Raw genomic sequence first — 26,630 nt, forward strand, 5'->3', positions numbered from 1 at the left:
GCGCAAAACGGAACCCCGGTTTTGCGCGCTTCGAACAGGCGTTGAAAAAGGCGTCAGGCGAGCGGGGGGATGATGTAATCCTCCCAATCCTCCTCGGGGATGACGGCCTCAGAGACCGTCCAGCCGCGCACGGATTCACCCGCCTCATGCACCGCCTCGGTGGAGCCTGAGATCAGGTAGTGCCACTCGGGCAAAGGCTCGTCGTCGTAGCGCAGCCGATAGGCGCAGGTGTCGGGCATCCAATAGGCGATGTCGTCGATCTTGTCGGGCGAAAGCGTCACACATTCAGGCACATAACGGTGGCGCGTCTCGTATTTCATGCAGCGGCAGGTTTCCCCGTCCAACAGCTTGCAAGCAACGCGCGTGAAGGCCAGCTCGTTCGTGTCCTCGAACTCGATCTTGTTCAGACAGCACTTGCCGCAACCATCGCACAGCGCCTCCCATTCGTCCTTGGTCAGGTCGCGGACGGGGAGTTCCCAGAACTTCGGGCGCAGGCTCATGCGTAGTCCACCCCGGTCAGAATTTCGCGCGCGCGGGTGCAATCGACCTGCATCTGGTCGATCAGCGCATCAAGGTTCGACAGTTTGAGTTCAGGGCGCAGGAACTCGACCAGCGCGACCGAGATATGCGTGCCGTAAATGTCGCCCTCGAAATCAAAGAGATAGGTCTCAAGCGAGGGCTTGCGCCCCTCGAACATCGGCGAAATCCCAAGGTTTGCCGCGCCCAGATAGCTGCCCTCATGCGGCCCCGAAAGAACATCGCATTTCACCGCATAGACGCCCAGTTTCGGCAGGTGCAGCCCGTCCACAGCCATATTGGCGGTCGGGAAGCCCAGCACGCGGCCCTGTTTCTGGCCGTGGATCACCTCGCCCTCGATCCGGTGCAGGTGGCCCAGCATGGCCTTGGCATCCTGCGGGCGGCCCTCTGCCAGCGCGTTGCGGATCGCGGTCGAGGAAATCTCGACGCCCGCATGATGCAACAGCGGCGCGATCGTCACTTCGATGCCCCGCGCGCGGCAAAGTTCAATCAGCTCCGCCGAACCCGCCGCACGCCCCTTGCCGAAGCGGAAGTCGCCGCCAACGGCCACATGCACAACGCCCAAGCCCTCGGCCAGAACCTCTTGCACGAATTGCTCGGGCGTCATCGCGGCAAGCTCGGCGTCGAAGGGCAGCTCATACAACTGCGCGACGCCGAATTTCTCAAGCCGGTGCGCGCGCGCCTCGCGGTTCATCAGGCGAAACGGCGGCGCGTCGGGGGCGAAATATTCACGCGGGTGCGGTTCAAACGTGATAATCCCAAGCGGCGCGCCATAGCCCCGCGCCAGATCAATCACCGACTGGTGCCCCAGATGCAGACCGTCGAAATTGCCCATGGCGACCGACGCGCCCCGCGCGGCCTTGTCCATGTCCTTCCAGTGGAAGCTCGTCTGCATCGTCTTGCAATCCTCGCCTACCGGCGAGGCCGCCGGCCGTTTCAGTTGCGCGAAGGCGCCAGAACCTGCGCTTCGCCCTTCAGCACAACCGTATCGCCCACCGAGCACTGGGTTTCAAGGGTGACACGACGACGCTTTTCGTCAATCGCCAGAACCGAGACCTCGGCCAGCACCTCGTCGCCCGGACGCACCGGCGCCATGAACTTGAGGCTTTGCGCCAGATAGATCGTGCCGTGACCGGGAAGCTGCTCGCCGATCACCGCCGAGATCAGCCCCGCCGTCAGCATCCCATGCGCGATGCGCCCCTTGAACATGGTGCCTTCCGCATAGGCTTGATCAAGGTGCACCGGATTGTGGTCGGTCGAAACCTCGGCGAAGAGTTCAATATCGCGGTCGGTGATGACCTTTCGCAGGCTGCGTTTCAGGCCGACCTCAAGGTCCTCAAGATAGATCGTGCCGGTCTGGATTTCGTCGCGCATGGCGCCCTCCCCGAAAGATTTGCTGCGCAGCGGCATAGCATGGAGGGGCGCAATCACGCAATATGCTTGCGCAATAAATTTTCCCAATATGTATCAATATTGGAACTTTATTGCGCGACGATTTTCCGATCCGCTTTATCGCAGGCGGGCGATGCTATACAGCGGCTCTTTCTGGCGCATCGCCAGCCAGGAGCGGAGCAGTTCCGGCTCGGGCGCCTCGACATCGGGGCCGAACTGGTCATGCGCCAGACCGCTGGTCACAAAGAGCGCGTCGATCCCCTCACCCATCGCGCCCGCGACATCGGTATTGATCCCGTCGCCCACCGCCAGAATACGCGCATCGTCGGGCAGGCCAATAGTAGCCAGCTTGCGCCGTGCCAGATCGTATATCGGCGGATGCGGTTTGCCGAAATAAAGCGTCTCGCCCCCCATTTCCTCATACAATGCAGCCAGGGCGCCCGCACAATAAATCCGGCGGTCCCCAAGGTCGACAACAATATCCGGGTTCGCGCACAGAAGCGGCAGACCGCGCGTCTTCGCCATCAAAAAGCGTGCGCGGTAATCCTCGGGGACTTCGGCGATCTCGTCGAAGGGACCAGTGCAGATGATACCCTCGGCGTCTTCAAAAGACACCCGCTCGACACCCGCCTGCCCCTGCCATTCGGGCGGGATTTCGGAGAAGAAACCGTCGTCCTTTTCCGGCCCCAGATGCCAGACCTTGCGCCCGACTGCACCGGCCAACATCGCATCCTGCGCCGCATCGCCCGAAGACACGATGAGGTCATAGCAATCCTGCGGCACACCCATTTTGTCCAGCGACGCCTGCACGAACCGCGCGGGGCGCGGCGCGTTGGTCAACAGCACGACCGTGCCGCCGATCTTGCGGAAATTCTGTAGCGCCTCGACCGCCTCGGGAAAGGGAGCCACGCCGTTGTGCAAACAGCCCCAAAGATCGCAAAACAGCGCGTCATAGGGGGCGGCAATATCGGCGAGCGAGTGGATGAGGCGGGTCATGGGCTGGCCTTTCTGATCGGTTGCCGCCCGTTTATGCGGCGCTTTCAGGGCAGAGGCAACGGGGCATCCCGCACAAATGAAAAGGGCGCGAGGGTTCGCCCCCCGCGCCCTGATTTTCGCGAACTCTGGCTTACGCCTTAAGGTTCGGGATGATCTGCTTTTTGCGCGACATGATGCCGGGCAGGACAACCGTATCGCCCGAGACCGCGCAGCCGAACGAGGCTTCGGCGATCTGCTTGACGGTATCGTTCGGGACCAGAAGCGTGGCTTCTTCGTTCAGGATATCCACGACGAACAGCAGCACTTCGTTCGCGCCATCTTCCTGCGCCACACCCGGCATCGCCGCCATCAGGCTGTCTTTGCGATCAAGGATCAGCTTGGGCGCGGTGGTTTCCAGAACCGAGACGCGCAGATCGGTCGACCCGACGGTATATTCCTTGGAATCCATCCGCAGCAGCTCGGCATCAGAGAAGGCCGAGACATCGGATTTAGCCTCGAACATCGCGGCGGCAAGCTCACCCATATCGACGCCCAGATCGGCGGCCAGCGCCTCGCACACGGCTTTGTCGTGGTCGGTAGTGGTGGGCGAACGGAATTCGAGCGTGTCCGAGAGGATGCACGACAGCATCGCGCCCTTGATCCCGCGCGGAGCCTTTTTCACATCGTCGCCCATCAGGTCATACATGATGGTCGCCGTGCAGGCGAGCGGGCGGATCGTGATGTCGATCGGGCCTTTGGTCTCAAGCCCGCCAACCAGCTTGTGGTGGTCGATGATCGCTGTGATGTCAGCGGCGTTGATCCCTTCGGGCAGCTCGGCGGGGTTGTTGGTGTCAACGATGACGACCTTCTCGCCCTCGGCCACGCCTGCAATGATCGCGGGCTTTTGCAGATCCCAGTGCTTGAGAACAAAGGCGGCCTCGGTGTTGGGCTCGCCCAGCAAAGCCGGCTCGGCCGCGACGCCTTTCACTTCGTTCAGATACCACGCCCAGACGATCGGCGAGCCGGTGGAGTCGGTATCGGGAGCCTTGTGGCCAAAAACCTTGGTGGTCATGATGTCCCTCAGAGAATGTGCAGATTTCGGCCCGCTTATAGGCGAGCGCCCTGCCCTTGTCACCCGCGTTTGCGCTCGCATAGGCGGGGTTTATTGCACTGCAGCATCATTCGCGGGCTGATAGGACGCAATCCGCCAACCGCGCGCCTGCAAAAGCGCCAGAACCCCGTGTTCCCCCGGCATATGGAGCGCGCCCGCGGCCACCACGATCGGGCCATTGGCCGCGGCCCCTTCGATCACGGGGATCCAGCGCGTGTTCCGGTCCGTCACCATCAGCTTTTCGGACTCGGCGATCTGCGCCTCAAGCTCGGCGGGGGGCAGCTCGGGCGGCGCGGTGGCGCGCGAACGCTCTAACGCCAGCTCCCAGATCAGACTGGTGCGGCCCGCGAAATAAAGGTCGGTCATGGTGATCGCCATATCCTCGGCCTCGGCGGCCTGCCCAAGCGCAAGGCGCAGCGCGAGCAGTTCCTCGGCCGGGGTCATGTCGGCAAAGATGCCGAAGATCGTGTCATAGGGTTCGAGAGCCAGAAGAGGCAAGTCCTGCGTGTGGGCCACATCTATAAGCTGCTTGTCCAGCCCTTGCTGGCCCGCTTGCATCTCGGCCAGTTCACACAGCGGAATCGCCAGCATCAGCGACACGAACCACGGCTGCATTTTCGACGCCATAAAGCGGGGAAAGCCGCGCGCCTCCATCGCGGCACCAAGGGCTTGCCACTCGGCCTCGGGCAGGCGCTCGGGCAAGGTCGCGCCCTCCGAAAACATCAGCTTCGCCATATCCACCCGAAGCTGTGCCTCCTCTTCCGGCCCCGCCTCGACCAGAAGAGCCGTGGCCCCATCCAGCGCGGGTGCCAGCGCGTCAAGCATCGGCGCAAACCGCGGGTCGGCATAATGCAGCGTGCCGACAAGCGTGATCTGTTGATCGTCGCGCGTGGCGGTCCAGAGAAGCCCCTCGTGGAACGGATGGGCCGCCGCCATCGCCTCAAGCCGCGCCTGATCGGCGCCGGGCATCGCGTCGAACAGGTTTTGCCCGACACAGCCGGCCCAAGCAGCCCCAACCCAGAACACTACGCCGGCAATCGCCGCACCAATACGCTGAAACACGATCCGATCCTTTATAAATTCAGAGAAAGCTTGGCACGGGGCAGTCTATAAACGCAATCCATTCCCCCCTACCCCGCAGATCGAAAAATTTTTCGACATGCACCTGTTGACTCAAGGCGGACGCCTCACTACTTCCGATGCGTTAGCACTCACGAGGAGCGAGTGCTAAGACCGATTTAACCTGGACCTTAGGGAGTAACCCAGATGGCATTCAAACCGCTTCATGACCGTGTGCTGGTCAAGCGCGTCGAAAGCGACGAAAAAACCAAAGGCGGGCTGATCATCCCCGATAGCGCAAAAGAAAAGCCGGCAGAAGGCCAAGTTGTCGCCGTTGGCGAAGGCGCGCGCAAGGACTCGGGCGAGCTGATCGCTCCTTCGGTGAAAGCGGGCGACCGCGTTCTGTTCGGCAAATGGTCGGGCACCGAAGTGACGCTTGAAGGTGAGGAACTCCTCATCATGAAAGAAAGCGACATCATGGGGATCATCTCGTAAGCGCCGCTTACGCAGATCCACCTGATTTCCAACGAAATATCCAGTCAAGGAGCCAACAAACATGGCAGCCAAGGACGTCAAATTCTCGACCGATGCCCGCGATCGTATGCTCAAGGGTGTCAACATCCTCGCCGACGCGGTGAAGGTTACCCTCGGCCCGAAAGGCCGCAACGTCGTTCTCGAAAAATCCTTCGGCGCTCCGCGCATCACCAAAGACGGTGTGTCGGTTGCGAAGGAAATCGAACTTTCGGACAAGTTCGAGAACATGGGCGCGCAAATGGTGAAAGAAGTCGCCTCGCGCACCAACGACGAAGCCGGTGACGGCACCACCACCGCGACCGTTCTGGCGCAGGCGATCATCAAAGAAGGCCTCAAGGCTGTCGCCGCCGGCATGAACCCGATGGACCTCAAGCGCGGCGTCGACATGGCAACCACCAAAGTCGTCGAAGCGATCAAAGCCGCTGCACGTCCGGTTGCTGACAGCGACGAAGTCGCCCAAGTCGGCACCATCTCGGCCAACGGCGAAGAGTCGATCGGCCGCCAGATCGCCGAAGCGATGCAGAAAGTCGGCAACGACGGCGTGATCACCGTCGAAGAAAACAAAGGCATGGAGACCGAGGTTGAAGTCGTCGAAGGTATGCAGTTCGACCGCGGCTACCTCTCGCCCTACTTCGTCACCAACCCCGACAAGATGGTTGCTGACCTCGAAGACTGCCTCATCCTGCTGCACGAGAAGAAACTCTCGTCGCTCCAGCCGATGGTGCCGCTCCTCGAAGCTGTTATCCAGTCGAACAAGCCGCTCCTCATCATCGCTGAGGACGTCGAAGGCGAAGCACTGGCGACCCTCGTCGTCAACAAGCTGCGCGGCGGCCTGAAAATCGCGGCTGTCAAAGCTCCGGGCTTCGGCGATCGCCGCAAGGCCATGCTGCAGGACCTCGCGATCCTGACCGGCGGCCAGGTGATCTCGGAAGACCTCGGCATGAAGCTCGAGAACGTCGGCATGGACATGCTTGGCACCGCCAAGAAGGTGACCATCTCGAAAGAGAACACCACCATCGTTGACGGCGCTGGCGACAAGGCCGAGATCGAAGCCCGCGTGGCCCAGATCCGCACCCAGATCGAAGAAACCACGTCGGACTACGACCGTGAGAAGCTGCAAGAGCGCGTGGCCAAACTGGCTGGCGGTGTTGCTGTTATCCGCGTCGGCGGCATGACCGAGGTTGAAGTGAAAGAGCGCAAAGACCGCGTTGATGACGCTCTGAACGCGACCCGCGCGGCCGTTCAGGAAGGCATCGTCGTGGGCGGCGGTGTTGCTCTGATCCAGGCTGGCAAAGTGCTGGAAGGTCTGAAAGGCGCGAACGCCGACCAGAACGCCGGTATCGCCATCGTGCGCCGTGCGATCGAAGCTCCGATCCGTCAGATCGCTGAAAACGCTGGCGTCGACGGCGCTGTCGTGGCTGGCAAGATCCGCGAGTCGGGCGACCTGAACTTCGGCTTCAACGCGCAGACCGAAGAATATGGCGACATGTTCAAGTTCGGCGTTATCGACCCGGCCAAAGTGACCCGCACCGCACTGGAAGACGCAGCCTCGGTTTCGGGCCTGCTGATCACCACCGAGTGCATGGTCGCCGAAAAGCCCGAACCGAAGTCGCCGATGGGCGGCGCTCCGGACATGGGCATGGGCGGCATGGGCGGCATGATGTAAGCAGCCGCTCCCGTCAGGGAAACGAAAGGGCGCCCCGAGGGGCGCCCTTTTGCGTTCTAGGTGTTGGAAAACTATTCGGCAGCCACGGCGCTAAACTCGAATACATACTCCCCCTCGGGCAGGTCAGAACCGCTGTTGATGTGGAAATTGCATGATTTTCGCGAAGGTGTCCCCGGCTTCGCTGTTATGCCCGAGGTGTCAGTCAGCGGCGAGGTAATTAAGCTCGCAGTAACTTCGGGCGCTTCATCAAATGGCGGCTCAAAGCGGAGAGTGGCTGTTGCAATTTTTGTCGGCTGAACGATTTTGATACGAAGCAGACCTGTTTGGGAGCGCTCTTCGCTCGAAGTTATGTCTTGCGATGCTTCGACCACTTTTTTTTCGGTGCCGTAGCTCGGGAAAATGCTCTTGATCTGCATTTCTCGCGAAGATCGGCTCAACTGTTCCACTTGCGCGCGCACGGCATTAATCAACTCGCGCTGATCTGATCCATTGCCTTGGGAAATTCCAGTTTCAAGCGCCTGAAGTCTTTGCATCAGGTCCTCATTGACCTCACCGATACGAGATGCATCGCCGCCCTCGACCCAGTGGGTCACAGCCTTGTTTACGATTTCGGAAATGCTGCTTTGAACGCCCGCCACAATCCCCTCAATTTTGGTCACCGTCTCATGCGTTTTTTCACTGGCTTCAACTGACTTCTTATAAAACTCCCACGAAAGCCACGCCATGAAGAAGGACAGCAGCAGCGCTGTGATTGTCAGGCCAAACGACACTAGAGAAAAGAAATCGAACGAATACAATTTGGGGGTAGAAGCAAGGGATGCATCCTGAGCGATTGCCCGCTCACAAAACAGGATAGAGGTAACGACGACCGCCAAGGCTGATCTGCATGTCGCACGCGCTCCGCTGAAAATCTCTTTACTGTTCGACATCTCGATACCTCACGCAAAACACAACCAATGCGCGACACTAGGTCGAATTATCTCGCCAAACAATGGATTACTAACTCAAAACACCTCCCAGTCGTCCTCGTGCGCGCAGGAGCCGATGGCCATCCAGTCGGCGCGGACGCGGGCGACGCGGGTGTCGCCCCAGGTGCGAAAGACGATCACAAAGCCCTCTTCGGTGATCATATCGGCGGAAATATCCATCCGGCCGTTGTGCTTTTGATCGAGGTCCCACATCGAAAATGCGACATGAACTGCCGGCGCGCCGGTAAAGGGCTCTTTGAACTCGACAAGCTTGCGCAGCTCGCGCGGCCCCTCACCCGTCCACATCACGCCGCCGTCCTGATAGTCGGAAAACAGGACCAGCGACCCTTGCGCCACCCCGACCCTCTGGCCGTTCAATTTCAGCATAGCAGCCCGCGCCTCCTGATGATCTACCCAAAGATGTATTCCGCGCCGGACAAAAGAAAAAGCCCCGAGACCTGCGTCCCGGGGCTTTTTATCAATCTGTTGCGCCGGATCAGAGGCTCATATGGGAGCCAAGGGCTTCCATATCAGCGAGCATCTTCGTCGCAGCGTCGACCACCGAAGGATGGGCCTCTTCGACCACCTTCTTGGCTTCCGCCATCATCTCGGCGTGGATCGCGGGCGTCAGCTCGGCTTTCGGCACACCGCGCTCTGCGAGCACGGTGACGCCGGTTGCCTCGACCTGAACGAAACCGCCGGTCACGGCGTAGTCCTCGGTGCCTTGCGGACCGACGACAACAAGGATGCCCGGCCGCAGCGTTGCGATGAGGGGGGCGTGCCCCGCCATCACGGTCAGGTCGCCATCGGCGCCCGGAACGCGAACCTCGGTCACCTGCGCAGAAGCAAGCTTCCGCTCGGGCGAGACAAGGTCAAATTGCATCGTATCGGCCATTGCTCAAGCTCCTTACGCGGCTGCCGCGAGTTTCTCGGCTTTCGCGATCACTTCGTCGATGCCGCCAACCATGTAGAAGGCAGCTTCCGGCAGGTGGTCATACTCGCCGTTCACAACCGCTTTGAACGAGCGGATGGTGTCTTCGAGCGGAACCTGCACACCGTCCGAGCCGGTGAACACTTTTGCCACGTCGAACGGCTGCGAGAGGAAGCGCTGGATCTTACGGGCGCGCGCCACGGTAAGTTTGTCTTCTTCCGACAGTTCGTCCATGCCGAGGATGGCGATGATGTCCTGCAGCGACTTGTAGCGCTGAAGGATACCCTGCACCTGGCGGGCAACGTTGTAGTGCTCTTCGCCGACAACAGCCGGGTCGAGAATACGCGAGGTCGAGTCGAGCGGGTCAACGGCCGGGTAGATACCCAGTTCCGAGATCGCACGCGACAGAACCGTGGTTGCGTCGAGGTGGGCGAACGAGGTTGCCGGAGCCGGGTCGGTAAGGTCGTCGGCCGGAACGTAGATGGCCTGAACCGAGGTGATCGAGCCAGCCTTGGTCGAGGTGATGCGTTCCTGCAGAGCGCCCATGTCGGTTGCCAGCGTCGGCTGGTAGCCCACTGCGGACGGGATACGGCCCAGAAGTGCCGACACCTCGGAACCTGCCTGCGTGAAGCGGAAGATGTTGTCCACGAAGAACAGAACGTCGGTGCCCGACTGGTCACGGAACTGTTCTGCAAGGGTCAGACCCGACAGAGCCACACGCATACGAGCGCCCGGCGGTTCGTTCATCTGACCATACACAAGGGCCACTTTCGAGGCTTCGAGGTTATCGGGAACGATAACGCCCGATTCGATCATCTCGTGGTAAAGGTCGTTGCCCTCACGGGTCCGCTCGCCAACACCTGCGAACACCGAGAATCCCGAGTGCACTTTTGCGATGTTGTTGATGAGTTCCATGATGAGAACGGTTTTACCCACGCCGGCGCCGCCGAACAGGCCGATCTTACCACCCTTGGAGTAGGGAGCGAGAAGGTCGATAACCTTGATGCCGGTGGCAAGGATTTCCGAAGCAGTCGACTGCTCCGAGAACTCCGGTGCCGGCTGGTGGATCGCGCGGTATTCGCCTGCTTCGACCGGGCCTTTTTCGTCAACGGGCTCGCCGATGACGTTCAGGATGCGGCCGAGGGTTGCGTTACCGACCGGAACCGAGATCGGTGCGCCGGTGTCGGTGACGACTGCGCCACGGACGAGGCCTTCGGACGCGTCCATTGCGATGGTGCGGACCGAGTTTTCGCCAAGGTGCTGTGCCACTTCGAGCACGAGCTTCTTGCCGTTGTTTTCGGTTTCCAGTGCGTTGAGAATCGCGGGGAGTGCGCCGTCGAACTGAACGTCGACGACGGCGCCGATCACCTGCGTGACTTTGCCTTTGCTTGCCATATTCGTTTCTCCGATTTCGTCAGAGCGCCTCGGCGCCCGAAATAATTTCGATGAGCTCGTTGGTGATCACGGCCTGACGCGAGCGGTTGAACTCGATCGTCAGCTTGTCGATCATCTCGCCAGCGTTCCGCGTTGCGTTATCCATTGCCGACATCTGGGCGCCGTTGAAGGACGCGTTATTTTCCAGAAGTGCAGCGAAGATCTGGGTCGCAACACCGCGCGGCAGAAGGTCTGCCAGGATCTCTTCCTCGCTGGGTTCGTAGTCATATGCGGCCGAGGCACCTGCCTCGTCGCTGGCTTCGAACGCAGCCGGAATGATCTGTTTCGCGGTCGGAACCTGAGAGATCACGCTCTCGAACAGCGAGTAGAAGATCGTCGCGACATCGAATTCGCCCGCATCAAAGCGGCCGAGGATGTCGCGCGCGATATCCTGCGCGTTGTTGTAACCGAGCTTCTTGACCTCCGAGAGATCGACATGCGCTACGAAATACTGCCCAAGATCGCGGCGCAGAGCGTCGCGGCCTTTTTTGCCGACGGTGAGAATTTTCACCGTTTTGCCGGCGGCCAGCAGTTCGTTCGCTTTCACACGGGCCAGTTTTGCGATGTTGGCGTTGAAGCCACCGCAAAGCCCGCGCTCGCCGGTCATCACCACCAAGAGGTGGGTCTGAGCCGAGCCCGTCCCGGCCAGAAGCCGGGGCGCGCTATCGGAGCCGCCCACCGAGGCAGCAAGCCCCGACATGACGGCGGTCATGCGCTCGGCGAAGGGCCGTGCGCTTTCGGCGGCTTCCTGGGCGCGGCGCAATTTTGCGGCCGCGACCATCTGCATCGCCTTCGTGATCTTCCGAGTGTTCTTAACACTCTCGATCCGGTTTTTCAGATCCTTAAGGCTGGGCATATCCCTGTCCTTTCAGGCGCTTACGCGAACGTCTTGGCGAATTCTTCGATCGCAGCTTTGATCTTGTCCGCGTCGGCACCTTTGACCTTCGGATCTTCTTTGGTGATCCAGTCGAGGATGTCGCGACGGTTGGTGCGCAGGTGGTTCAGAAGACCCTGCTCCCAGCGACCGACGTTCGCCACTGCCACGTTGTCCAGGTAGCCGTTGGTGCCTGCGAAGATGATGCAGACGATTTCGGCGTTGGTCAGCGGCGAGTATTGCGGCTGTTTCATCAGCTCGGTCAGACGAGCACCACGCGCCAGAAGCTTCTGGGTTGCAGCGTCGAGATCCGAACCGAACTGAGCGAAGGCGGCCATCTCGCGGTACTGAGCGAGCTCCAGTTTCACCGGGCCAGCAACCGATTTCATCGAGTTGGTCTGAGCCGACGAGCCCACGCGCGACACCGACAGACCGGTGTTAACGGCCGGGCGGATACCCTGGTAGAACAGTTCGGTTTCAAGGAAGATCTGGCCGTCGGTGATCGAGATCACGTTGGTCGGAATGAAGGCCGACACGTCGCCGCCCTGGGTTTCGATAACCGGCAGAGCGGTCAGCGAGCCAGCGCCGAAGTCCTCGTTCAGCTTTGCCGAACGCTCGAGGAGACGCGAGTGCAGGTAGAAAACGTCGCCCGGATAAGCTTCGCGGCCCGGCGGGCGGCGCAGCAGGAGCGACATCTGACGATAGGACACAGCCTGCTTCGACAGGTCATCATAGATGATCAGCGCGTGGCGGCCCGAGTCACGGAAGTACTCGGCCATAGCGGTTGCTGCGTAGGGTGCGAGGAACTGCATCGGAGCCGGGTCCGAAGCGGTTGCTGCGATAACGGTGGTATATTCCAGAGCGCCGTTTTCCTCGAGCTTTTTCACAAGCTGAGCAACAGTCGAACGCTTTTGGCCGATAGCGACGTAGAAGCAGTGCAGTTTGTTTGCCGGATCTGCGTCGTTATAGGATTTCTGGTTCAGAATGGTGTCGAGCGCGATAGCGGTCTTGCCGGTCTGACGGTCACCAATGATCAGTTCGCGCTGGCCACGGCCAACGGGGATCATTGCGTCAACCGACTTGAGGCCGGTTGCCATCGGTTCGTGAACCGATTTCCGCGGAATGATGCCCGGAGCTTTCACGTCGGCAACGCGACGCTCGGCTGCCTCGATCGGACCTTTGCCGTCGAGCGGGTTACCAAGGCCGTCAACGACGCGGCCCAGCAGGCCTTCGCCAACCGGGACGTCCACGATAGCGTTGGTACGCTTGACCGTATCGCCTTCTTTAATATCGCGGTCCGAACCGAAGATAACGACACCGACGTTGTCGGTTTCGAGGTTCAGGGCCATCCCGCGGATACCACCGGGGAATTCGACCATTTCACCGGCCTGGATGTTATCCAGCCCGTGAACGCGTGCGATACCATCGCCGACGGAGAGCACGCGGCCCACTTCAGCGACTTGGGCGTCCTGCCCGAAGTTCTTGATCTGCTCCTTGAGGATAGCAGAGATCTCAGCTGCTTGGATGCCCATTATCCAACCTCTTTCATGGCGTTTCTGAGGGAAGCGAGCTTCGAGCGGACCGACGTGTCGATCATGCGCGAGCCCAGCTTGACGATCATGCCGCCGATGAGATTTTCATCCACGGCGATATCGAGTTTGACGGACTTACCCGTCTGTTTCGTGAGCGCGGCAGCCAGTTTGTCGGCCTGCGCTTTCGAAAGCTTGGAGGCGGCGGTGACTTCGGCAGTCACTTCGCCTTTCTCGTCGGCGATGGCTTCGGCCAGTGCCTTGAGAAGTTGCGGCAGCGCGAAGAGGCGGCGTTTTTGCGCCATCAGCGACAGGCCGTTTGCCAGAGCGGGCGTCAGGCCCATCTTCTTGGCGACAGCGGCAATCGCGGCCTCTTGTTCGGCGCGAGCATAGACCGGCGAGGAGATCAGGTCGCGCAACTCGGCCGAGTCGGCCAGCGCGGCGCCAAGCGCCTCAACGTCTTTCTCGAGCGCGGCAAGACCCTTGTCTTCGCGTGCGAGTTCGAAAATTGCCGTGGCATAACGCCCGGCGATGGCTGCGGAAATCGAAGCTGGTTCGGACACGTCCACCCTTCCGATGCTTTGGCCCCGTCGCGGATCACAATGTCCGGTCCCGGGGACTCCCTAGGTGCAAAGTCCTTCCCCCTTGCACCGCGTATCGGGGAGGCGTGTAGCAGAGCATTCCCCACCTCGCAACCTTCTTGCGCACGTTAACGTGAGTGAAAAAGGCGCATTTTCCGCTCCATCACGCTGCAAGTGCAAAAAGGGCCAAAAAGTTCGGGCGCTAACGGCAGAAATCCGGGCTTTCACGCCGGTTTTACGGAATCGGCCAATGCGGGTGATTCACCCTGTTTGCCGCCCCGAGGTGTCGCATTTTCCTCAGACCGGGTCGCTAACGGGTCGCCCTGCCCCCTCAAGGATGGACAGCGGCTTGCGCACGGCAGCCCCCAGTCCGCTGCGCCGCGGGGTGTGGAGTTGCTTGGACACTTCCAGCATCACAACCCCCGCCGCCAGAAAGCCCGAAACCCGCCCGCCGACTCCTTCCCAGAACTGTGCCGAGCGCAGCCAGAAGCGCCGCGTCGAGGGCGGAATATAAAGCGCCGAGGAATGCCGCTCGGGCACGAACCCCGCGCGCCGCGCCAGATGATCCAGTTGCGACAGCGTGAACGGACGCCCGAACCCGAAGGGCGTGGTTTCACGCGGCGCCCAAAGCCCGGTGCGGTTCGGCACGATAAACAGCGCCCGCCCGCCGGGGCCAAGCACGCGCCAACATTCCTCCATCAGCGCATCGGGATTATCCGAGGTCTCCAGCCCGTGCATCACCACCAGTTTATCGACAAGGCCGGTCTCAAGGGGCCAGCGGGTTTCTTCACACAGGACCGAGACATTGGGCATCCCCGCAGGCCAGGGCATCACCCCCTGCCCCGCCGGCATCAGCCCGATCACGCGGCGCGCCGGTTGCAGATAGGGTCGCAACAGCGGCACCGCAAAACCATAGCCCACAACGGTTTGCCCCGCCATTTCCGAAGGCGTCGCAGGCCAGATCTGGGTCACACGATCACGGATTGCCCTTTGCGCCGCGCGCCCTAACTGGGTGCGGTAATAGAAATTGCGCAGGTCTAGCACATCAAGATGCATTGCGCTGGCCGCCTCCTTGAGCGAAGTTACCCCTAACAATAGCCGAGCCTACGGGAAAATCCATGACTGTCGAACTGCTTATCATCCCTTGTCTGGCAGATAATTATGCCTATGCGGTGCATGATGCTGCAACCGGCACGACGACCATCGTCGATGTTCCCGAGGCGGGACCTGTGGTGCAAGCCTTGGCCGATCGTGGCTGGAAAGCCTCGCATATCCTGCTCACGCATCACCACAGCGACCATATTGACGGGGTCAAGGCGCTGGCGGCGATGTCGGGCGCGCGGGTGATCGGCGCGGGGGCAGACGCGCATCGCCTGCCGCCCCTGTCGCAAGAGGTTTCCGGCGGGGATGTCCTGCATATCGGCATGGAAAGCGTCGAGGTCATCGAAGCCACGGGCCATACCGTCGGGCATCTGGCCTATTACTTCCCGCAGGCGGGGCTTTTGTTTTCGGGCGACAGCCTGATGAGCTGGGGCTGCGGGCGGCTGTTCGAGGGGTCTCCGTCGCAGATGTTCGACACGCTGGCCCGTTTCATGGCGTTGCCTGACGAGACGCTGGTCTGTTCGGGTCACGAATACACCACCGCAAATGGCCGCTTTGCACTCAGCCTTGAACCCGAGCACCCCGCCCTTCTGGCCCGTATGGCCGAGGTCGAGGCACTGCGTGCCGAGGGGCGCCCCACCGTGCCCGCGACGCTAAAGCTTGAAAAAGCCACCAACCCGTTCCTGCGCGGCCATGACAAAGGCTTGCGCGCCGCATTAGGCCTGCGCCCCGACGCAAGCGCCCTTGCCACCTTTACCGAAGCGCGCATCCGCAAGGATAGCTTCTAAGAGGGTTAAACGCGCGGCTCGGGCTGGGGATCCTCGGCCCGTCCGGCGGCCTCTTGCGCCCGATGTGCCCGCAGCGCATCCGCGATATACAGCCGCGAAAGCGCTGCATAAAGCGGCTCGGGCAGAATGAAGCGCGAGGTGCCATAGCCCAGCATCGCCGCCGCCATGATTGCCACAAGGTTCTCGTGGTTGCCGGTCATTTCAAGAATAATCACGAAGGCCGTCATCGGCGCCTGCGTCACGCCGGCAAAATAGCCCGCCATCCCCAGAATCGCCGCCAGCCCGACATCCGAGGCCAGAACCGTCGCGACCGTCGCCCCAAGCCCCGCGCCAACCGACAGCGAAGGCGCGAACAGACCGCCCGGTATCCCCGAGACCGTCGCCGCCAGCGTCGCCAGCAGCTTGCCAAAGAAATAGCCGATCGGCGGAGCCTCGCCTTCGACCGCAGCACGGGCCTGCTCGTAACCGGTGCCAAAGGTGCCGCCGCCATAGACGATGCCCACGATCGCCGAAACAATACCCGCGACCAGCGCGACCAGAATGACCTTGCGCAATGGCGTAACCGAGCGCCAGCGGCGGATGCGCCGGATGATCGTGATCGTCAGGCGGCTGAACACCGCCCCCATCAGCCCGCCAAACAGCCCGCAAGCCAGCACCAGAACCCAATCGCCGGGCGCATCGGCCAAGGCGTCCGCCTGACCGAAATAGGTATAGCTGCCCAGCATCGCGAGCGAGCAGATACCGGCGATAATCACCGTCGACAGCACAACCCCGTTGGTGCGCGCCTGATACGAGCGCCCCATCTCCTCGATCGCGAAAACGATCCCCGCGAGCGGCGTATTGAAGGCCGCCGCGATCCCCGCCGCAGAGCCAGCCAGAATCAGCCCGCGCCGCTCGGCCATGCCTCCGAACCTGCCCGCCAGAAGCATGATCGAAGCCCCGACCTGCACCGTCGGCCCCTCGCGCCCGATGGATGCACCAAAGAACATGCCAAGGATGGTCAGGGCCATCTTGCCGATGATGACCCGCAGTCCCAGCATCCCGCCCCGATCGGGCAGGTCGCGCAAATGGCGCGCGGCAATCGCCTGCGGAATCCCCGAGCCTTGCGTGCCGGGAAAGAACTTGAACGCCAGCACCGCGCAAAGCACAAAACCCAGAGGCGTGATCAGCAAAGGGGCGTAGCCATGCCCGCCGATCGCCGCGATCTTGGTGAACAGGTGTTGGGCCAAATCGGCCGCCAAAGCGAAGCCGACACTGATCACACCAATCGCGATTGCGCCCACCCAGAACACCACGCGGGATTTCCACAACCGCCGCGACGACACCATCGCGCGCGATCGTCTGAGCATTGCCATGCGGGCAATTCGGAATTTTCCCATAGCGCGTGTCCCTGTTTTCCCCGCAATGGACCTTTGCCGGGCCGTTTTCAACCCCACAGCCCCGAAAGACAGGCGCAAATACCATCCCGAAAGCCGCTTGTGGCGTTCACTTTTCGGGCAAGTTGCATGTCAAGCGCGAAATTTCCGACGAAAGGGCTTGAAGCCGCCGGATTTCCACCGAAGTTTAACCCTATGGGCCGAGGATAGGGAAATATCCGAAAGGGTCCGGCCTAATTGAAAGGAGTGCCACCATGCCTTCGTTCTCGAACTCGCTCGAACAAGCCATTCACGGCGCATTGGCGCTGGCGAATGCGCGTCGGCATGAGCTGGCGACACTCGAACACCTGCTGCTGGCGCTGCTGGATGAACCCGACGCCAGCCGCGTGATGCGCGCTTGCGGCGTCGATCTGGACGAGCTGCGCATGACGCTGACCGAATTCATCGACGACGACCTCTCGACCCTGATTACCGAGATCGAAGGATCCGAGGCCGTGCCGACCGCCGCCTTCCAGCGCGTGATCCAGCGCGCGGCGATCCATGTGCAAAGCTCGGGCCGCTCCGAGGTGACGGGGGCAAACGTGCTCGTCGCGATCTTTGCCGAACGCGAATCGAACGCGGCCTTCTTCCTGCAAGAGCAGGACATGACCCGCTATGATGCCGTCAATTACATCGCGCATGGCGTGGCAAAAGACCCCGCATTTGGCGAAAGCCGTCCGATTACCGGCGCGGATGACGATCATCACAAAGCCGAGTCCGAGGCCCAGGGCGCGACCGAGGCCAAGGAATCGGCACTGGCGAAATACTGCGTCAACCTGAACGACAAGTCGCATAAGGGCGACATCGACCCGCTGATCGGCCGCGAGGAAGAGGTCGAGCGCTGCATTCAGGTGCTCTGCCGCCGCCGCAAGAACAACCCGCTTCTGGTCGGCGATCCGGGCGTCGGCAAAACTGCCATCGCCGAGGGGCTGGCGCTGAAAATCACCCGTGGCGAGACGCCCGAGATTCTGTCGAAGACAATCATCTTCTCGCTCGACATGGGCGCGCTTCTGGCTGGCACCCGCTATCGCGGTGACTTTGAGGAGCGCCTCAAGGCCGTGGTAAAAGAGCTGGAGGACCACGACGACGCGATCCTCTTTATCGACGAAATTCATACCGTGATCGGCGCGGGCGCCACCTCGGGCGGCGCGATGGATGCCTCGAACCTGCTCAAGCCTGCTCTGGCGGGCGGCAAGCTGCGCTGCATGGGGTCGACCACCTATAAAGAGTTTCGCCAGCATTTCGAAAAGGACCGCGCGCTCAGCCGCCGGTTCCAGAAGATCGACGTGAACGAACCCTCAGTCGCCGATACGATCAAGATCGTGATGGGGCTGAAACCCTATTTCGAAGAGCACCACGACATCCGCTACACCAATGAGGCGGTGAAAACGGCCGTTGAACTGTCGGCGCGCTACATCCACGACCGCAAACTGCCCGACAAGGCGATCGACGTGATTGACGAAGCGGGCGCGGCGCAGCACCTGCTTCCCGACAGCAAGCGGCGCAAGACCATCAGCCCGAAAGAGATCGAAGCCGTGGTCGCGAAAATCGCGCGGATCCCGCCGAAGAACGTCTCGAAAGATGATGCCGAGGTGCTGCGCGATCTGGAGAAATCGCTCAAGCGCGTGGTCTTCGGCCAGAACGCCGCGATCGAGGCATTGGCTTCCGCGATCAAGCTGGCCCGTGCCGGACTGCGCGAGCCGGAAAAACCCATCGGCAACTATCTGTTTGCCGGTCCCACGGGCGTCGGCAAGACCGAGGTTGCCAAGCAACTGGCCAATACTCTTGGCGTGGAACTCCTGCGCTTCGACATGTCCGAATATATGGAGAAGCACTCGGTCAGCCGGCTGATCGGCGCGCCGCCCGGCTATGTCGGCTTTGACCAGGGTGGCCTTTTGACCGACGGCATCGACCAGAACCCGCATTGCGTGCTGCTTCTGGACGAGATCGAAAAGGCGCACCCGGATGTCTTCAACATTCTGCTTCAGGTCATGGATAATGGCCGCCTGACCGATCACAACGGACGCACTGTCGATTTCCGCAACGTGATCCTGATCATGACCTCGAATGCGGGCGCGGCCGAGCAGGCGAAAGCCGCCTTCGGCTTTGGCCGCGAACGGCGCGAGGGCGAGGATACGGCTGCGGTCGAGCGCACCTTCAGCCCCGAGTTCCGCAACCGTCTGGACGCGGTGGTCAGCTTCGCGCCCCTGCCGCGCGAGGTGATCTTGCAGATCGTCGAGAAATTCGTGCTGCAACTTGAGGCACAGCTGATCGACCGCAATGTGCATATCGAACTGAGCCCCGAGGCGTCGGAGTGGCTGGCCGAAAAGGGCTATGACGACAAGATGGGCGCGCGCCCCCTTGGCCGCGTTATTCAAGAGCACATCAAGAAACCGCTGGCCGAGGAGCTGCTGTTCGGCAAACTGACCAAGGGCGGCGTCGTGCGCGTTCTGGTCAAGAATGGCGAGATCGTTCTGGAAACCGAGGAACCGCAGGCGCGCCGCATCGCGGGCAACAAACCGCGACTTCTGCCCGCAGATTGATGCTACGCACTCTGGCAATAGCTCTTTTGCTTCCGGCGGCTGCGGCCGCCGGTGGCTTTTCTGCCCAGTGGCCCGTTGATTGCACTCTGGGCGAAAGCTGCTTTTTCCTGAATTTCTTTGACCGTGATCCCGGCCCCAAGACCCTTGATCACCTCTGCGCCACGCAAACCTATGATGGCCACGACGGCACTGACATCGCGCTGCCGACCCTTGCGGCGATGCAGGCGGGTGTCGCGGCGCGCGCGGCGGCGACGGGAACAGTCCTGCGCGTGCGCGACGGGGAACCGGACGGCGCCTATCTGGCGGGAAAATCGGTTAACGGGCGCGAGTGTGGGAATGGTGTCGTGATTGACCACGGCAAGGGCTGGACGGGGCTGTATTGCCACCTGCGCAAAGGATCGGTGCAGGTCCGCCCCGATCAGATGGTCGGCCCCGACACCGTGATCGGGCAGATCGGGCTTTCGGGAAAGACCGAGCATCCGCATCTGCATTTCGAGGTGCAAAAAGACGGGCAAAGCCTTGATCCGTTCGACCCCGAACCCGGGGCAAGCTGTGCTACCGATCCCGCGCAAACGCTTTGGGATACCCAACCTGCCACCCCCGGCGGCGGGTTGTTGGAGGTAGGTTTTGCCAATGCAGTGCCCGATTATACGGCGCTGAAACTGGGGCAGTTTCCTGCCACGCCCAACGCAAATGCCCCCGCGCTGGTTCTTTGGGCCTATGGGCACGGCGCGCGGGCCGGCGATGTGCTGCGGCTGGAAATCTCGGGGCCACTTGGGTTTCGCTTTGCACATGACGCCACGCTCGAACACACGCAAGCGCTGTTCATGCGTGCAGGCGGGCGCAAACGTCCGGCGGTCGGTTGGTCTGCGGGCGACTATCAGGGGCAGATCACCCTGATCCGCGACGAAAAGCTGCTGCAAAGCCGCGCAGTCACGCTGCGGATCGGGGATTAGCGCTCGGTCAGCTTAAGCTCGATCCGGCGGTTTGCGGCCCGCGCTTGCGGTGAAATCCCCCCGACAACGGGACGGTATTCGCCAAAGCCCGCCGCCACCAGACGCCGCGGTGGAAAGCCGAGCGAATTAACCATATAGCGCACCACCGACAGCGCGCGCGCCTGGCTTAGCTCCCAATTATCCTTGAACTCCCCCTCACCCGACAGCGGCACATCGTCGGTGTGGCCATCGACGCGGATGATCCAGTCAATATCGGGCGGGATTTCCTGCGACAACTCGGTCAAAAGCCGCGTGACCTGCGCGATCTGCGTCTTTCCTGCCTCGGCCAGATCCGCCGATCCCGCCGCAAACAGCACCTCGGAGGAGAACACAAAACGGTCGCCCACGATGCGCACGCCCTCGCGCCCTGCGACGATCTCGGACAGGCGGCCGAAGAATTCAGAGCGGTAGCGTTCGAGGTTGCGGGCGCGCTCGGCCTCAAGTTCAGCCCGCGCAGCCTCGGCTTCCGCGCGGCGGCGTTGCTCGGCGGCGACCTGCGCCAGGGCTGCATTCAACTGCGAGCCAAGCTTGTCGACCTGCACTTTTGCCTCTTCGTCGCGGGCCTGCGCCTCGTTCAGAATACCCTGCAACTCGGCCATCTGCGCGCGAAGTGCAGCGACCTGTTCGTTCAACAGCGCAACCTTTTTGGCGGCGGTTTCAGCGATTTCTGTCTGCGATTCCAGCGCCTTTTGCGCGGCGCCCTTCAGTGCGGCCTCTTTCTCGGCGGCGGTCAGTTGCGCGCTGAGTTCGGCCTGAAGGTTCGCCTTCGCGGCCTCGGCAGCGGCCAGAAGCGTCAGCGTTTCCTCGGCCCGCAGACGCGCCGCTTCTAACGCCAGCGTCATCGCCGCCAGTTCATCGCCCGAAGATTTCAGCCGATCGCGTAATTCCGCGATCTGCTCGGCCCCAAGGCGCAATTCCTCGGCCTTGCCCGCCGCATCGGCACGCGCCGCATCCCGTTCGCCCAGAAGCGAGGCGACCTGCGCCTCGAAGGCCGTGATCTTTTGCCCTGCCTCATCCAGCTCGGCGGTGCGCGTCTCCAGCTGGCTGCTGAGCGTCGCGATCAGCGCAGCCTGCGCATCGGCCTTGGTGCGCGCGGTCGACAGATCGCCCTCCAGCTCGGTTACTCGCGCCTCGCGCAAAGACAGCGCCTGCGCCAGATCGGCAACCTGCAAGGTCAGGTCGGAAAGTTCGTGCTCCTTCGAGGTCAGCGTTTCGCGCAGCACCGATTGCACCACCATAAAGATGGTCAGCACGAACATCAGCACCAGCAAGAGTGCCGTCATCGCATCGACAAAGCCGGGCCAGACCGTCGAGGCAAAGCGCTGCGTATTGCGTCGGCTCAGCGCCATCTCAGTGGTCCCTGCGCGACAGGATCGCCCGCGTGAGCGCAGCAAAATCGTTGCGCAGCTCGGCCATGCTTTCCTGCCGACCGGCGGTCAGCTCCTCAAGCATCCGCAACATCTGCTGGTCGATCGAGCGCAGCCGCATCCGCATTTCGGCCTGAATGTCGTATTCGTCGCCCGCATTCGCGGCCCGCGCGGCATTGGCTTCCAGCGCGCCACTCAGGCGCTCTTGCCCCTCGGCCATCCGCTGAAGCGCGTTCACCTGCTCGCCCCGCGCGGCCATCTCGCCGCCCAGTTGCTCGGCCAGCTCGACAACACCGGCGGCGAGGGTGTTCAGATGCGCATCGGTGTGCTGCCGCGCGGCTTCGGTTTGCATGAACATCTCGCGCAGCGTGTCCATCTGCTCGGACATATGGTCAAGGATGCCCGCCACCATCGAGCCTTCGCCCTCGCCATCCGCGCCGGTAAAGCTTAGCCGCGTGATCGAGGAAATCCACTCTTCCAGCTCGCGGTAAAACCGGTTCTGCCCGTGCGAGACGAACAGCTCCAGCATCCCCACGACCAAAGACCCCGCAAGCCCCAGAAGCGACGAGGAAAACGCCGTGCCCATACCGCCAAGCTGGCTTTCCAGCCCCGCCATCAGCTTGTCAAACACCGCCAGCCCGCTTTCACCCTCTTGCGGAGCAAGCGCGCGGATGGTTTCGACCACTGCGGGGACAGTGGTGGCCAGTCCGTAGAACGTCCCAAGAAGACCAAGGAAAATCAGCAGGTTAGTAATGTAGCGCGTGATGTCGCGCGCCTCGTCAATGCGTGTCGCAACCGATTCAAGGATCGAGCGCGCCGAGGAGGTGGCAATCTCGCCCTGCCCCTTGCGCGAGCGCAACAGCGCCGCCAGCGGCGCCAGCATCCCGGGCGGGGTATATTCGGGCCGGCCCGGTCGGTCGGCAGCGAAACTCTCGATCCAGTAGACCGCCTTCGCCAGTTGCCAGACCTGCCAGAAGCACGCCAGAATGCCGAGTGCAAAGACCGTCAGGATCAGCCCGTTCAGCCAGGGGTTCGCGATGAAAATCGGGAAGATGCGGGCATAGGCGAACCAGCCCCCCGCCCCCACAAGCCCCAGAACCGCAAGCATCAGTGTGACCTGACGGACGGGTTGGGAAAACTGCGTTTCGAACCGCTCGGCCTTGGTGCGCATTCTTGGGCCTCTTTTTTGCCTGTTGGCGCGAGGATAGGCGCGCGGGGCGGGAATTGCCAAGGGTTTATCAGCGCGTCAGACGGTCAGTGCGCGCACCCGTTCGGCCAGCCAGTCCAGATCGGGGTCATTCAGACCAAGCGCGTGCAGATGTGCGGCGGTGTTCCACAGGTAGTCACGGTTAGGCCCGCGCCCGCCCGTGGCTCCCGCGATGATCTGCGCCTGTTCTTCCAGCGCGTGGCTGCAATACTGGTCATGCGCCTTGTCGATGACATAGGTGATCGCCTCGATCTTGCGTCCATCTGACAGCGTCAGCGCAATGCGCGCCTCCAGATAGGCGTCGGTCACCAGTTCCCGCGCGCGGATTTCGGCCAGAACGGCGTCTTCCTCGGGCTTTTTCACCGCGAAGGCGACACCGTGGCAATGGGCGCCCTCTGCCGCGTCCAGTGCCAGCACCAGCCCCGGCGCCTCGGGCGTTCCGCGATGCACCACCGAGCGCATACAGAACGACCGATGCCACCCGTCGGCACAGGCGGTCACCGCCTCGGCGGGGTCGAAGCCCGGGTTCCACAGCAGCGAGCCATAGCCAAAGATCCAGAGTTGTTCGGTCATGTGTCTTTCCCTTCGCGTTCCGTTCTCCTACATCTGGCAGGGTCGAATGGGAAGGGAGAGGTCATGCGCAAGCTGATCGTTCTGGTTGCGGGTCTCGCCGGGCTTTATGCGGGCTATTGGACACTTGGCGCGGTGGTGCTGCGCCAGGGTAGCGAGGCGGCACTTGCGCAGGCGCGCGCTGATGGCTGGGCCGATACCGAAGAAATCAGCCTGGCGGGGTTCCCCTCGCGCTTTGATCTGAGCTTCTCGGCCCCGCATCTGCGCAGCCCCGATGGGCAGGTGGAATGGAGCGCGCCCGTCGCGCAGGCGCTGGCGCTCTCCTATCAGCCGAACGCGGTGATCCTTTGGGCCGCGCCCGAGCAGGAGTTGCGCGTCGGGCGTCAGAAATTCGTCCTCAAGAACGACGACATGCGCGCCTCGGTGCGCGCGGGTCTTACCCCCGATCTGCCGCTTGCGCTTGCAAGCCTTGTGGTCAAAGAGCCGCGCATCACTCCCGATGGAATGGGCGCCGCCGCCAAGGCGACCGAACTGCGCGCGTCGATCGCGGCGCTTGAGGGTGGCACCGCTCCCTCATATCGCATCGGATTCGAGATGACCGGCCTGGCACTACCGCCCGAGATTTCGGCCGAGGCGGTCGGGCGGGTGTTCCTTGATGGCGTCGCGCAATTTGCCGCCCCGCTGGATCGGCACCTTACGGCCGCACCACGCCCGCTGGCCTTGGACATCAGTTCCGCGCAACTGCTGTGGGGGGATCGCCGCCTTGATGCCGAAGGACGGCTGACGCTCGCCGCCGATGGCATCCCCGAGGGCACGATTAACCTGAAACTGGGCAACTGGCGCGACTGGCTGGCAAAGGCCGAGGCACTTGGGCTGCTCGATCCCAGGCGCAAACCGATGCTGGAAAGCATCGGCCAGATGATGGCGCAGCAATCGGCGGACGGAACGGTTCCCCTCCCCCTTGTCTTTGCGCGCGGGCAGATCCGTCTGGGTCCGATACCCTTGGGGCCGGCGCCGCGCCTGTTCTGACGGTTATTCGCCCGCCTTCGGCGCGCCCGAGCGGCCAAAATCGGGCGCGTCGGTATCCTGACCCGCCTCGATGATGCTGCGGCGGATTGCCCGGGTGCGGGTGAAATAGTCGAACAGCGTATCGCCATCGCCCATGCGGATTGCGCGCTGCAACACGAACAGCTCTTCGGTGAAGCGCCCCAGAATGTCGAGCGTCGCATCCTTGTTCGTCAGGAACACATCGCGCCACATCGTCGGGTCCGAGGCCGCGATCCGCGTGAAATCACGAAAGCCCGAGGCCGAGAATTTGATAACTTCGGATTGCGAGACACGGCGCAGGTGGTCCGCCACCCCCACCATCGTATAGGCAATCAGGTGCGGCGTGTGCGAGGTGACGGCCAGCACCAGATCGTGATGCGCGGCCTCCATCTCTTCGACATTCGCCTCGATCCCCTCGATAAAGCCGCGCAGGCGCGCAACCGCCGCCGTGTTGGCGCCCTCGGGCGGGGTCAGCAGCCACCAGCGGTTCACGAACAGCGTGGCAAAGCCCGAGCGCGGGCCGGAATGCTCGGTTCCGGCCAGCGGGTGACCGGGGACGAAGTGCACATGCGCGGGCAGATGCGGGCCGACAGCCTCGATCACCGCCTGCTTGACCGAACCGACATCGGTCACAATCGCGCCCTCGGCCAGATGCGGGGCGATGCGTTCGGCCACAGCCGCCATCGCGCCCACCGGCACGCAAAGGATCACAAGATCCGCGCCTTTGACAGCCTCTTCCGGCGTCTCGAACACCTCCGCGACCAGCCCGATTTCGCGCGCCGTCGCCCGCGTCTCGGCCGAGCGCGCGTGGCCCACAACCGTATCAGCCAGCCCCTTCCATTTCACCGCATGGGCGATGGAGGAGGCGATCAGTCCCAGCCCGATCAGGGCAACGCGTTTGAACTTTGGCGCGCTCATGCTCCACCTGCCTTGAACACGCCAATCAGATGCGCCACGCGGCGGCATGAGGGTTCGTCGCCCACTGTGATACGCAGGCAATGCGGCAGGTTGTAGCCCGCCACCCGACGCACGATGATGCCTTCGGATTTCAGATAATCATCACAGGCGCTTGCCTCCTCGGGCGAGGAAAACCGCGCAAGGATAAAGTTCGCCGTCGAAGTGTCCGAGGGCACGCCCTTTTCGGCCAGCGCCTCGGCCAGCCAGGCGCGCAGGCGCGTGTTGTCATCGCGGCACCGCGCGACCCAGTCCTGATCGCGCACAGCCGCTTCGGCGGCGTCTTGCTGCGCGGCCGAGAGGTTAAACGGTCCGCGGATGCGGTTGAGAACGTCGATCACCTCGCGCGCGCCATAGCCCCAGCCGATCCGCAGCCCGCCAAGGCCGTAGATCTTGGAAAAAGTGCGCGTCATGAAAACGTTGGGCAGACGCGTCGCCAGATCGGCGCCGCCGTCATACCCTTCGACATATTCGGCATAGGCACCATCAATCACCAGAAGGCACCCTTTGGGCAGACCATTCGCAAGGCGTTCCAGCTCGGCCAGCGCAATCATCGTGCCGGTCGGGTTGTTCGGGTTGGCCAGGAACACAAGCTTGGTGTTCTTGGTGCAGGCTTTCAGGATCGCATCCACATCGGTGGTGCGCTCGCGTTCAGGCACAGAGACCGGCTTGCCGCCCGCTGCCATCGTCGAGATCCGATACATCAGGAAGCCATGCTCGGTGAACACCACCTCTGAACGCGGGCCGACATAGGCCTGACACAGGAAGTGAATGATCTCGTCCGAGCCGACGCCACAAATGATGCGATCCGGGTCCAGCCCGTGCACATCGCCGATCGCGGCGCGCAGGCCCGCGTGGTCGGTATTCGGATAGCGATGCAGCGTGTGCACCGAACGCGCCAGCGCCTCTTTCGCCTTGTCCGAGCAGCCGAACGGATTTTCGTTCGAGCTGAGCTTGATGGCATCGGTGCGGCCGGGAACATGCGCCTGCCCACCCTCGTAAAGGGCGATATCCATAATGCCGGGTTGGGGCACGATCAGCTGGCTCATGAC

At 62.2% G+C, this 26,630-nt stretch carries 26 protein-coding genes; 6 read left to right on the forward strand and 20 right to left on the reverse strand.

Annotated elements, in window-relative coordinates; translation table 11 throughout:
- Positions 1 to 53: 53 nt before the first annotated feature.
- From RYZ20_RS10185 to RYZ20_RS10210, 6 genes are all read right to left on the reverse strand, one after another.
- On the reverse strand, positions 54 to 500 hold the full coding sequence (locus tag RYZ20_RS10185) for a YcgN family cysteine cluster protein (RefSeq protein WP_317673102.1): 447 nt from the start codon (positions 498 to 500) through the stop codon (positions 54 to 56).
- On the reverse strand, positions 497 to 1,432 hold the full coding sequence (locus tag RYZ20_RS10190; protein WP_317673103.1) for a bifunctional riboflavin kinase/FAD synthetase: 936 nt from the start codon (positions 1,430 to 1,432) through the stop codon (positions 497 to 499). The genes RYZ20_RS10185 and RYZ20_RS10190 overlap by 4 nt, the downstream gene beginning before the upstream one ends.
- A 41-nt stretch (positions 1,433 to 1,473) precedes the next feature.
- Positions 1,474 to 1,911: a MaoC family dehydratase gene (locus tag RYZ20_RS10195; RefSeq protein WP_317673105.1), complete on the reverse strand. Its 438-nt coding sequence runs from the start codon at positions 1,909 to 1,911 to the stop codon at positions 1,474 to 1,476.
- Between the two features lie 135 nt (positions 1,912 to 2,046).
- Entirely contained in the window at positions 2,047 to 2,925 is an 879-nt protein-coding gene (locus tag RYZ20_RS10200) for a TIGR01459 family HAD-type hydrolase (RefSeq protein WP_317673107.1), read from the reverse strand.
- A 130-nt stretch (positions 2,926 to 3,055) separates the two neighbouring features.
- Positions 3,056 to 3,976, reverse strand: a complete 921-nt coding sequence (locus RYZ20_RS10205) for a manganese-dependent inorganic pyrophosphatase (protein ID WP_317673109.1) — start codon at positions 3,974 to 3,976, stop codon at positions 3,056 to 3,058.
- Positions 3,977 to 4,066: 90 nt separating this feature from the next.
- Positions 4,067 to 5,077, reverse strand: coding sequence for a TraB/GumN family protein (locus tag RYZ20_RS10210; RefSeq protein WP_317673111.1), 1,011 nt, complete (start codon positions 5,075 to 5,077; stop codon positions 4,067 to 4,069).
- A gap of 204 nt (positions 5,078 to 5,281) precedes the next feature.
- On the opposite strand from RYZ20_RS10210, the gene groES reads away from it, so the two are divergent.
- Positions 5,282 to 5,569 carry a co-chaperone GroES gene (groES, locus tag RYZ20_RS10215; protein WP_317673113.1) on the forward strand — a complete coding sequence of 96 codons (288 nt, stop codon included), beginning with the start codon at positions 5,282 to 5,284 and terminating at the stop codon, positions 5,567 to 5,569.
- 61 nt (positions 5,570 to 5,630) lie between these two features.
- Positions 5,631 to 7,274 carry a chaperonin GroEL gene (gene groL, locus RYZ20_RS10220; protein WP_317673115.1) on the forward strand — a complete coding sequence of 548 codons (1,644 nt, stop codon included), beginning with the start codon at positions 5,631 to 5,633 and terminating at the stop codon, positions 7,272 to 7,274.
- Between the two features lie 71 nt (positions 7,275 to 7,345).
- Here the strand turns inward: groL and RYZ20_RS10225 are convergent, their stop codons facing one another.
- The 8 genes from RYZ20_RS10225 to RYZ20_RS10260 all read right to left on the reverse strand — a co-directional run bounded on the left by RYZ20_RS10225 (position 7,346) and on the right by RYZ20_RS10260 (position 14,647).
- Positions 7,346 to 8,203 carry a hypothetical protein gene (locus tag RYZ20_RS10225; RefSeq protein WP_317673117.1) on the reverse strand — a complete coding sequence of 286 codons (858 nt, stop codon included), beginning with the start codon at positions 8,201 to 8,203 and terminating at the stop codon, positions 7,346 to 7,348.
- Positions 8,204 to 8,278: 75 nt separating this feature from the next.
- Positions 8,279 to 8,629, reverse strand: coding sequence for an H-type lectin domain-containing protein (locus RYZ20_RS10230; protein WP_317673119.1), 351 nt, complete (start codon positions 8,627 to 8,629; stop codon positions 8,279 to 8,281).
- Between the two features lie 109 nt (positions 8,630 to 8,738).
- Positions 8,739 to 9,137 (reverse strand): F0F1 ATP synthase subunit epsilon, encoded by a 399-nt coding sequence (locus tag RYZ20_RS10235; protein ID WP_317673121.1) that lies wholly within the window; start codon positions 9,135 to 9,137, stop codon positions 8,739 to 8,741.
- A gap of 12 nt (positions 9,138 to 9,149) precedes the next feature.
- Positions 9,150 to 10,568 carry a F0F1 ATP synthase subunit beta gene (gene atpD / locus RYZ20_RS10240; RefSeq protein ID WP_317673123.1) on the reverse strand — a complete coding sequence of 473 codons (1,419 nt, stop codon included), beginning with the start codon at positions 10,566 to 10,568 and terminating at the stop codon, positions 9,150 to 9,152.
- A gap of 19 nt (positions 10,569 to 10,587) precedes the next feature.
- Complete coding sequence (locus RYZ20_RS10245) at positions 10,588 to 11,463, reverse strand: F0F1 ATP synthase subunit gamma (RefSeq protein WP_317673125.1); 876 nt, start codon at positions 11,461 to 11,463, stop codon at positions 10,588 to 10,590.
- Between the two features lie 20 nt (positions 11,464 to 11,483).
- Positions 11,484 to 13,013 carry a F0F1 ATP synthase subunit alpha gene (gene atpA / locus RYZ20_RS10250; protein ID WP_317673127.1) on the reverse strand — a complete coding sequence of 510 codons (1,530 nt, stop codon included), beginning with the start codon at positions 13,011 to 13,013 and terminating at the stop codon, positions 11,484 to 11,486.
- A complete protein-coding gene (locus RYZ20_RS10255) occupies positions 13,013 to 13,573 on the reverse strand; it encodes a F0F1 ATP synthase subunit delta (RefSeq protein ID WP_317673129.1) in 561 nt (186 codons plus the stop codon). The genes atpA and RYZ20_RS10255 overlap by 1 nt, the downstream gene beginning before the upstream one ends.
- 315 nt (positions 13,574 to 13,888) lie before the next feature.
- Complete coding sequence (locus tag RYZ20_RS10260) at positions 13,889 to 14,647, reverse strand: class I SAM-dependent methyltransferase (protein ID WP_317673131.1); 759 nt, start codon at positions 14,645 to 14,647, stop codon at positions 13,889 to 13,891.
- A 62-nt stretch (positions 14,648 to 14,709) separates the two neighbouring features.
- Here RYZ20_RS10260 and gloB point away from each other — a divergent pair, with 62 nt between their 5' ends.
- Positions 14,710 to 15,480 carry a hydroxyacylglutathione hydrolase gene (gene gloB, locus RYZ20_RS10265; RefSeq protein ID WP_317673133.1) on the forward strand — a complete coding sequence of 257 codons (771 nt, stop codon included), beginning with the start codon at positions 14,710 to 14,712 and terminating at the stop codon, positions 15,478 to 15,480.
- Positions 15,481 to 15,485: 5 nt separating this feature from the next.
- Here gloB and RYZ20_RS10270 read toward each other — a convergent pair whose 3' ends face one another.
- Positions 15,486 to 16,829 carry a chloride channel protein gene (locus RYZ20_RS10270; RefSeq protein ID WP_317673135.1) on the reverse strand — a complete coding sequence of 448 codons (1,344 nt, stop codon included), beginning with the start codon at positions 16,827 to 16,829 and terminating at the stop codon, positions 15,486 to 15,488.
- A 281-nt stretch (positions 16,830 to 17,110) separates the two neighbouring features.
- On the opposite strand from RYZ20_RS10270, the gene clpA reads away from it, so the two are divergent.
- Both clpA and RYZ20_RS10280 read left to right on the forward strand, forming a co-directional pair.
- Positions 17,111 to 19,438 carry an ATP-dependent Clp protease ATP-binding subunit ClpA gene (gene clpA, locus RYZ20_RS10275; RefSeq protein WP_317673137.1) on the forward strand — a complete coding sequence of 776 codons (2,328 nt, stop codon included), beginning with the start codon at positions 17,111 to 17,113 and terminating at the stop codon, positions 19,436 to 19,438.
- Positions 19,438 to 20,394: a M23 family metallopeptidase gene (locus RYZ20_RS10280; protein WP_317673139.1), complete on the forward strand. Its 957-nt coding sequence runs from the start codon at positions 19,438 to 19,440 to the stop codon at positions 20,392 to 20,394. The genes clpA and RYZ20_RS10280 overlap by 1 nt, the downstream gene beginning before the upstream one ends.
- Here the strand turns inward: RYZ20_RS10280 and RYZ20_RS10285 are convergent.
- From RYZ20_RS10285 to RYZ20_RS10295, 3 genes are all read right to left on the reverse strand, one after another.
- Positions 20,391 to 21,782, reverse strand: a complete 1,392-nt coding sequence (locus tag RYZ20_RS10285; RefSeq protein WP_317673141.1) for a peptidoglycan -binding protein — start codon at positions 21,780 to 21,782, stop codon at positions 20,391 to 20,393. The genes RYZ20_RS10280 and RYZ20_RS10285 overlap by 4 nt on opposite strands.
- 1 nt (position 21,783) lies before the next feature.
- Entirely contained in the window at positions 21,784 to 22,971 is a 1,188-nt protein-coding gene (locus RYZ20_RS10290; RefSeq protein WP_317673143.1) for a biopolymer transporter ExbB, read from the reverse strand.
- Positions 22,972 to 23,046: 75 nt separating this feature from the next.
- A complete protein-coding gene (locus RYZ20_RS10295; protein WP_317673145.1) occupies positions 23,047 to 23,580 on the reverse strand; it encodes a gamma-glutamylcyclotransferase in 534 nt (177 codons plus the stop codon).
- Positions 23,581 to 23,643: 63 nt separating this feature from the next.
- On the opposite strand from RYZ20_RS10295, the gene RYZ20_RS10300 reads away from it, so the two are divergent.
- Positions 23,644 to 24,606: a DUF2125 domain-containing protein gene (locus tag RYZ20_RS10300; RefSeq protein WP_317673147.1), complete on the forward strand. Its 963-nt coding sequence runs from the start codon at positions 23,644 to 23,646 to the stop codon at positions 24,604 to 24,606.
- 3 nt (positions 24,607 to 24,609) lie between these two features.
- Here RYZ20_RS10300 and RYZ20_RS10305 read toward each other — a convergent pair whose 3' ends face one another.
- Positions 24,610 to 25,542, reverse strand: coding sequence for a prephenate/arogenate dehydrogenase family protein (locus RYZ20_RS10305; protein ID WP_317673149.1), 933 nt, complete (start codon positions 25,540 to 25,542; stop codon positions 24,610 to 24,612).
- Positions 25,539 to 26,627 carry a histidinol-phosphate transaminase gene (gene hisC, locus RYZ20_RS10310; RefSeq protein ID WP_317673151.1) on the reverse strand — a complete coding sequence of 363 codons (1,089 nt, stop codon included), beginning with the start codon at positions 26,625 to 26,627 and terminating at the stop codon, positions 25,539 to 25,541. Before hisC ends, RYZ20_RS10305 begins: the two co-directional genes overlap by 4 nt.
- Positions 26,628 to 26,630: the final 3 nt, after the last annotated feature.

This window comes from Pseudothioclava alba, from assembly GCF_033100795.1.
Classification (GTDB): Bacteria; Pseudomonadota; Alphaproteobacteria; order Rhodobacterales; family Rhodobacteraceae; genus Pseudothioclava.

Bases quoted from the DNA above. Each gene is read 5' to 3' on its own strand.
- RYZ20_RS10305 (WP_317673149.1), bottom strand. From the start codon at position 25,542: ATGAGCGCGCCAAAGTTCAAACGCGTTGCCCTGATCGGGCTGGGACTG.
- RYZ20_RS10260 (WP_317673131.1), bottom strand. From the start codon at position 14,647: ATGCATCTTGATGTGCTAGACCTGCGCAATTTCTATTACCGCACCCAG.
- RYZ20_RS10235 (WP_317673121.1), bottom strand. From the start codon at position 9,137: ATGGCCGATACGATGCAATTTGACCTTGTCTCGCCCGAGCGGAAGCTT.
- RYZ20_RS10300 (WP_317673147.1), top strand. From the start codon at position 23,644: ATGCGCAAGCTGATCGTTCTGGTTGCGGGTCTCGCCGGGCTTTATGCG.
- atpA (WP_317673127.1), bottom strand. From the start codon at position 13,013: ATGGGCATCCAAGCAGCTGAGATCTCTGCTATCCTCAAGGAGCAGATC.
- clpA (WP_317673137.1), top strand. From the start codon at position 17,111: ATGCCTTCGTTCTCGAACTCGCTCGAACAAGCCATTCACGGCGCATTG.
- gloB (WP_317673133.1), top strand. From the start codon at position 14,710: ATGACTGTCGAACTGCTTATCATCCCTTGTCTGGCAGATAATTATGCC.
- RYZ20_RS10230 (WP_317673119.1), bottom strand. From the start codon at position 8,629: ATGCTGAAATTGAACGGCCAGAGGGTCGGGGTGGCGCAAGGGTCGCTG.
- RYZ20_RS10205 (WP_317673109.1), bottom strand. From the start codon at position 3,976: ATGACCACCAAGGTTTTTGGCCACAAGGCTCCCGATACCGACTCCACC.
- RYZ20_RS10245 (WP_317673125.1), bottom strand. From the start codon at position 11,463: ATGCCCAGCCTTAAGGATCTGAAAAACCGGATCGAGAGTGTTAAGAAC.
- RYZ20_RS10200 (WP_317673107.1), bottom strand. From the start codon at position 2,925: ATGACCCGCCTCATCCACTCGCTCGCCGATATTGCCGCCCCCTATGAC.
- atpD (WP_317673123.1), bottom strand. From the start codon at position 10,568: ATGGCAAGCAAAGGCAAAGTCACGCAGGTGATCGGCGCCGTCGTCGAC.
- RYZ20_RS10190 (WP_317673103.1), bottom strand. From the start codon at position 1,432: ATGCAGACGAGCTTCCACTGGAAGGACATGGACAAGGCCGCGCGGGGC.
- RYZ20_RS10280 (WP_317673139.1), top strand. From the start codon at position 19,438: ATGCTACGCACTCTGGCAATAGCTCTTTTGCTTCCGGCGGCTGCGGCC.
- hisC (WP_317673151.1), bottom strand. From the start codon at position 26,627: ATGAGCCAGCTGATCGTGCCCCAACCCGGCATTATGGATATCGCCCTT.
- RYZ20_RS10225 (WP_317673117.1), bottom strand. From the start codon at position 8,203: ATGTCGAACAGTAAAGAGATTTTCAGCGGAGCGCGTGCGACATGCAGA.
- RYZ20_RS10195 (WP_317673105.1), bottom strand. From the start codon at position 1,911: ATGCGCGACGAAATCCAGACCGGCACGATCTATCTTGAGGACCTTGAG.
- RYZ20_RS10185 (WP_317673102.1), bottom strand. From the start codon at position 500: ATGAGCCTGCGCCCGAAGTTCTGGGAACTCCCCGTCCGCGACCTGACC.
- groL (WP_317673115.1), top strand. From the start codon at position 5,631: ATGGCAGCCAAGGACGTCAAATTCTCGACCGATGCCCGCGATCGTATG.
- groES (WP_317673113.1), top strand. From the start codon at position 5,282: ATGGCATTCAAACCGCTTCATGACCGTGTGCTGGTCAAGCGCGTCGAA.
- RYZ20_RS10295 (WP_317673145.1), bottom strand. From the start codon at position 23,580: ATGACCGAACAACTCTGGATCTTTGGCTATGGCTCGCTGCTGTGGAAC.
- RYZ20_RS10285 (WP_317673141.1), bottom strand. From the start codon at position 21,782: ATGGCGCTGAGCCGACGCAATACGCAGCGCTTTGCCTCGACGGTCTGG.
- RYZ20_RS10290 (WP_317673143.1), bottom strand. From the start codon at position 22,971: ATGCGCACCAAGGCCGAGCGGTTCGAAACGCAGTTTTCCCAACCCGTC.
- RYZ20_RS10270 (WP_317673135.1), bottom strand. From the start codon at position 16,829: ATGCTCAGACGATCGCGCGCGATGGTGTCGTCGCGGCGGTTGTGGAAA.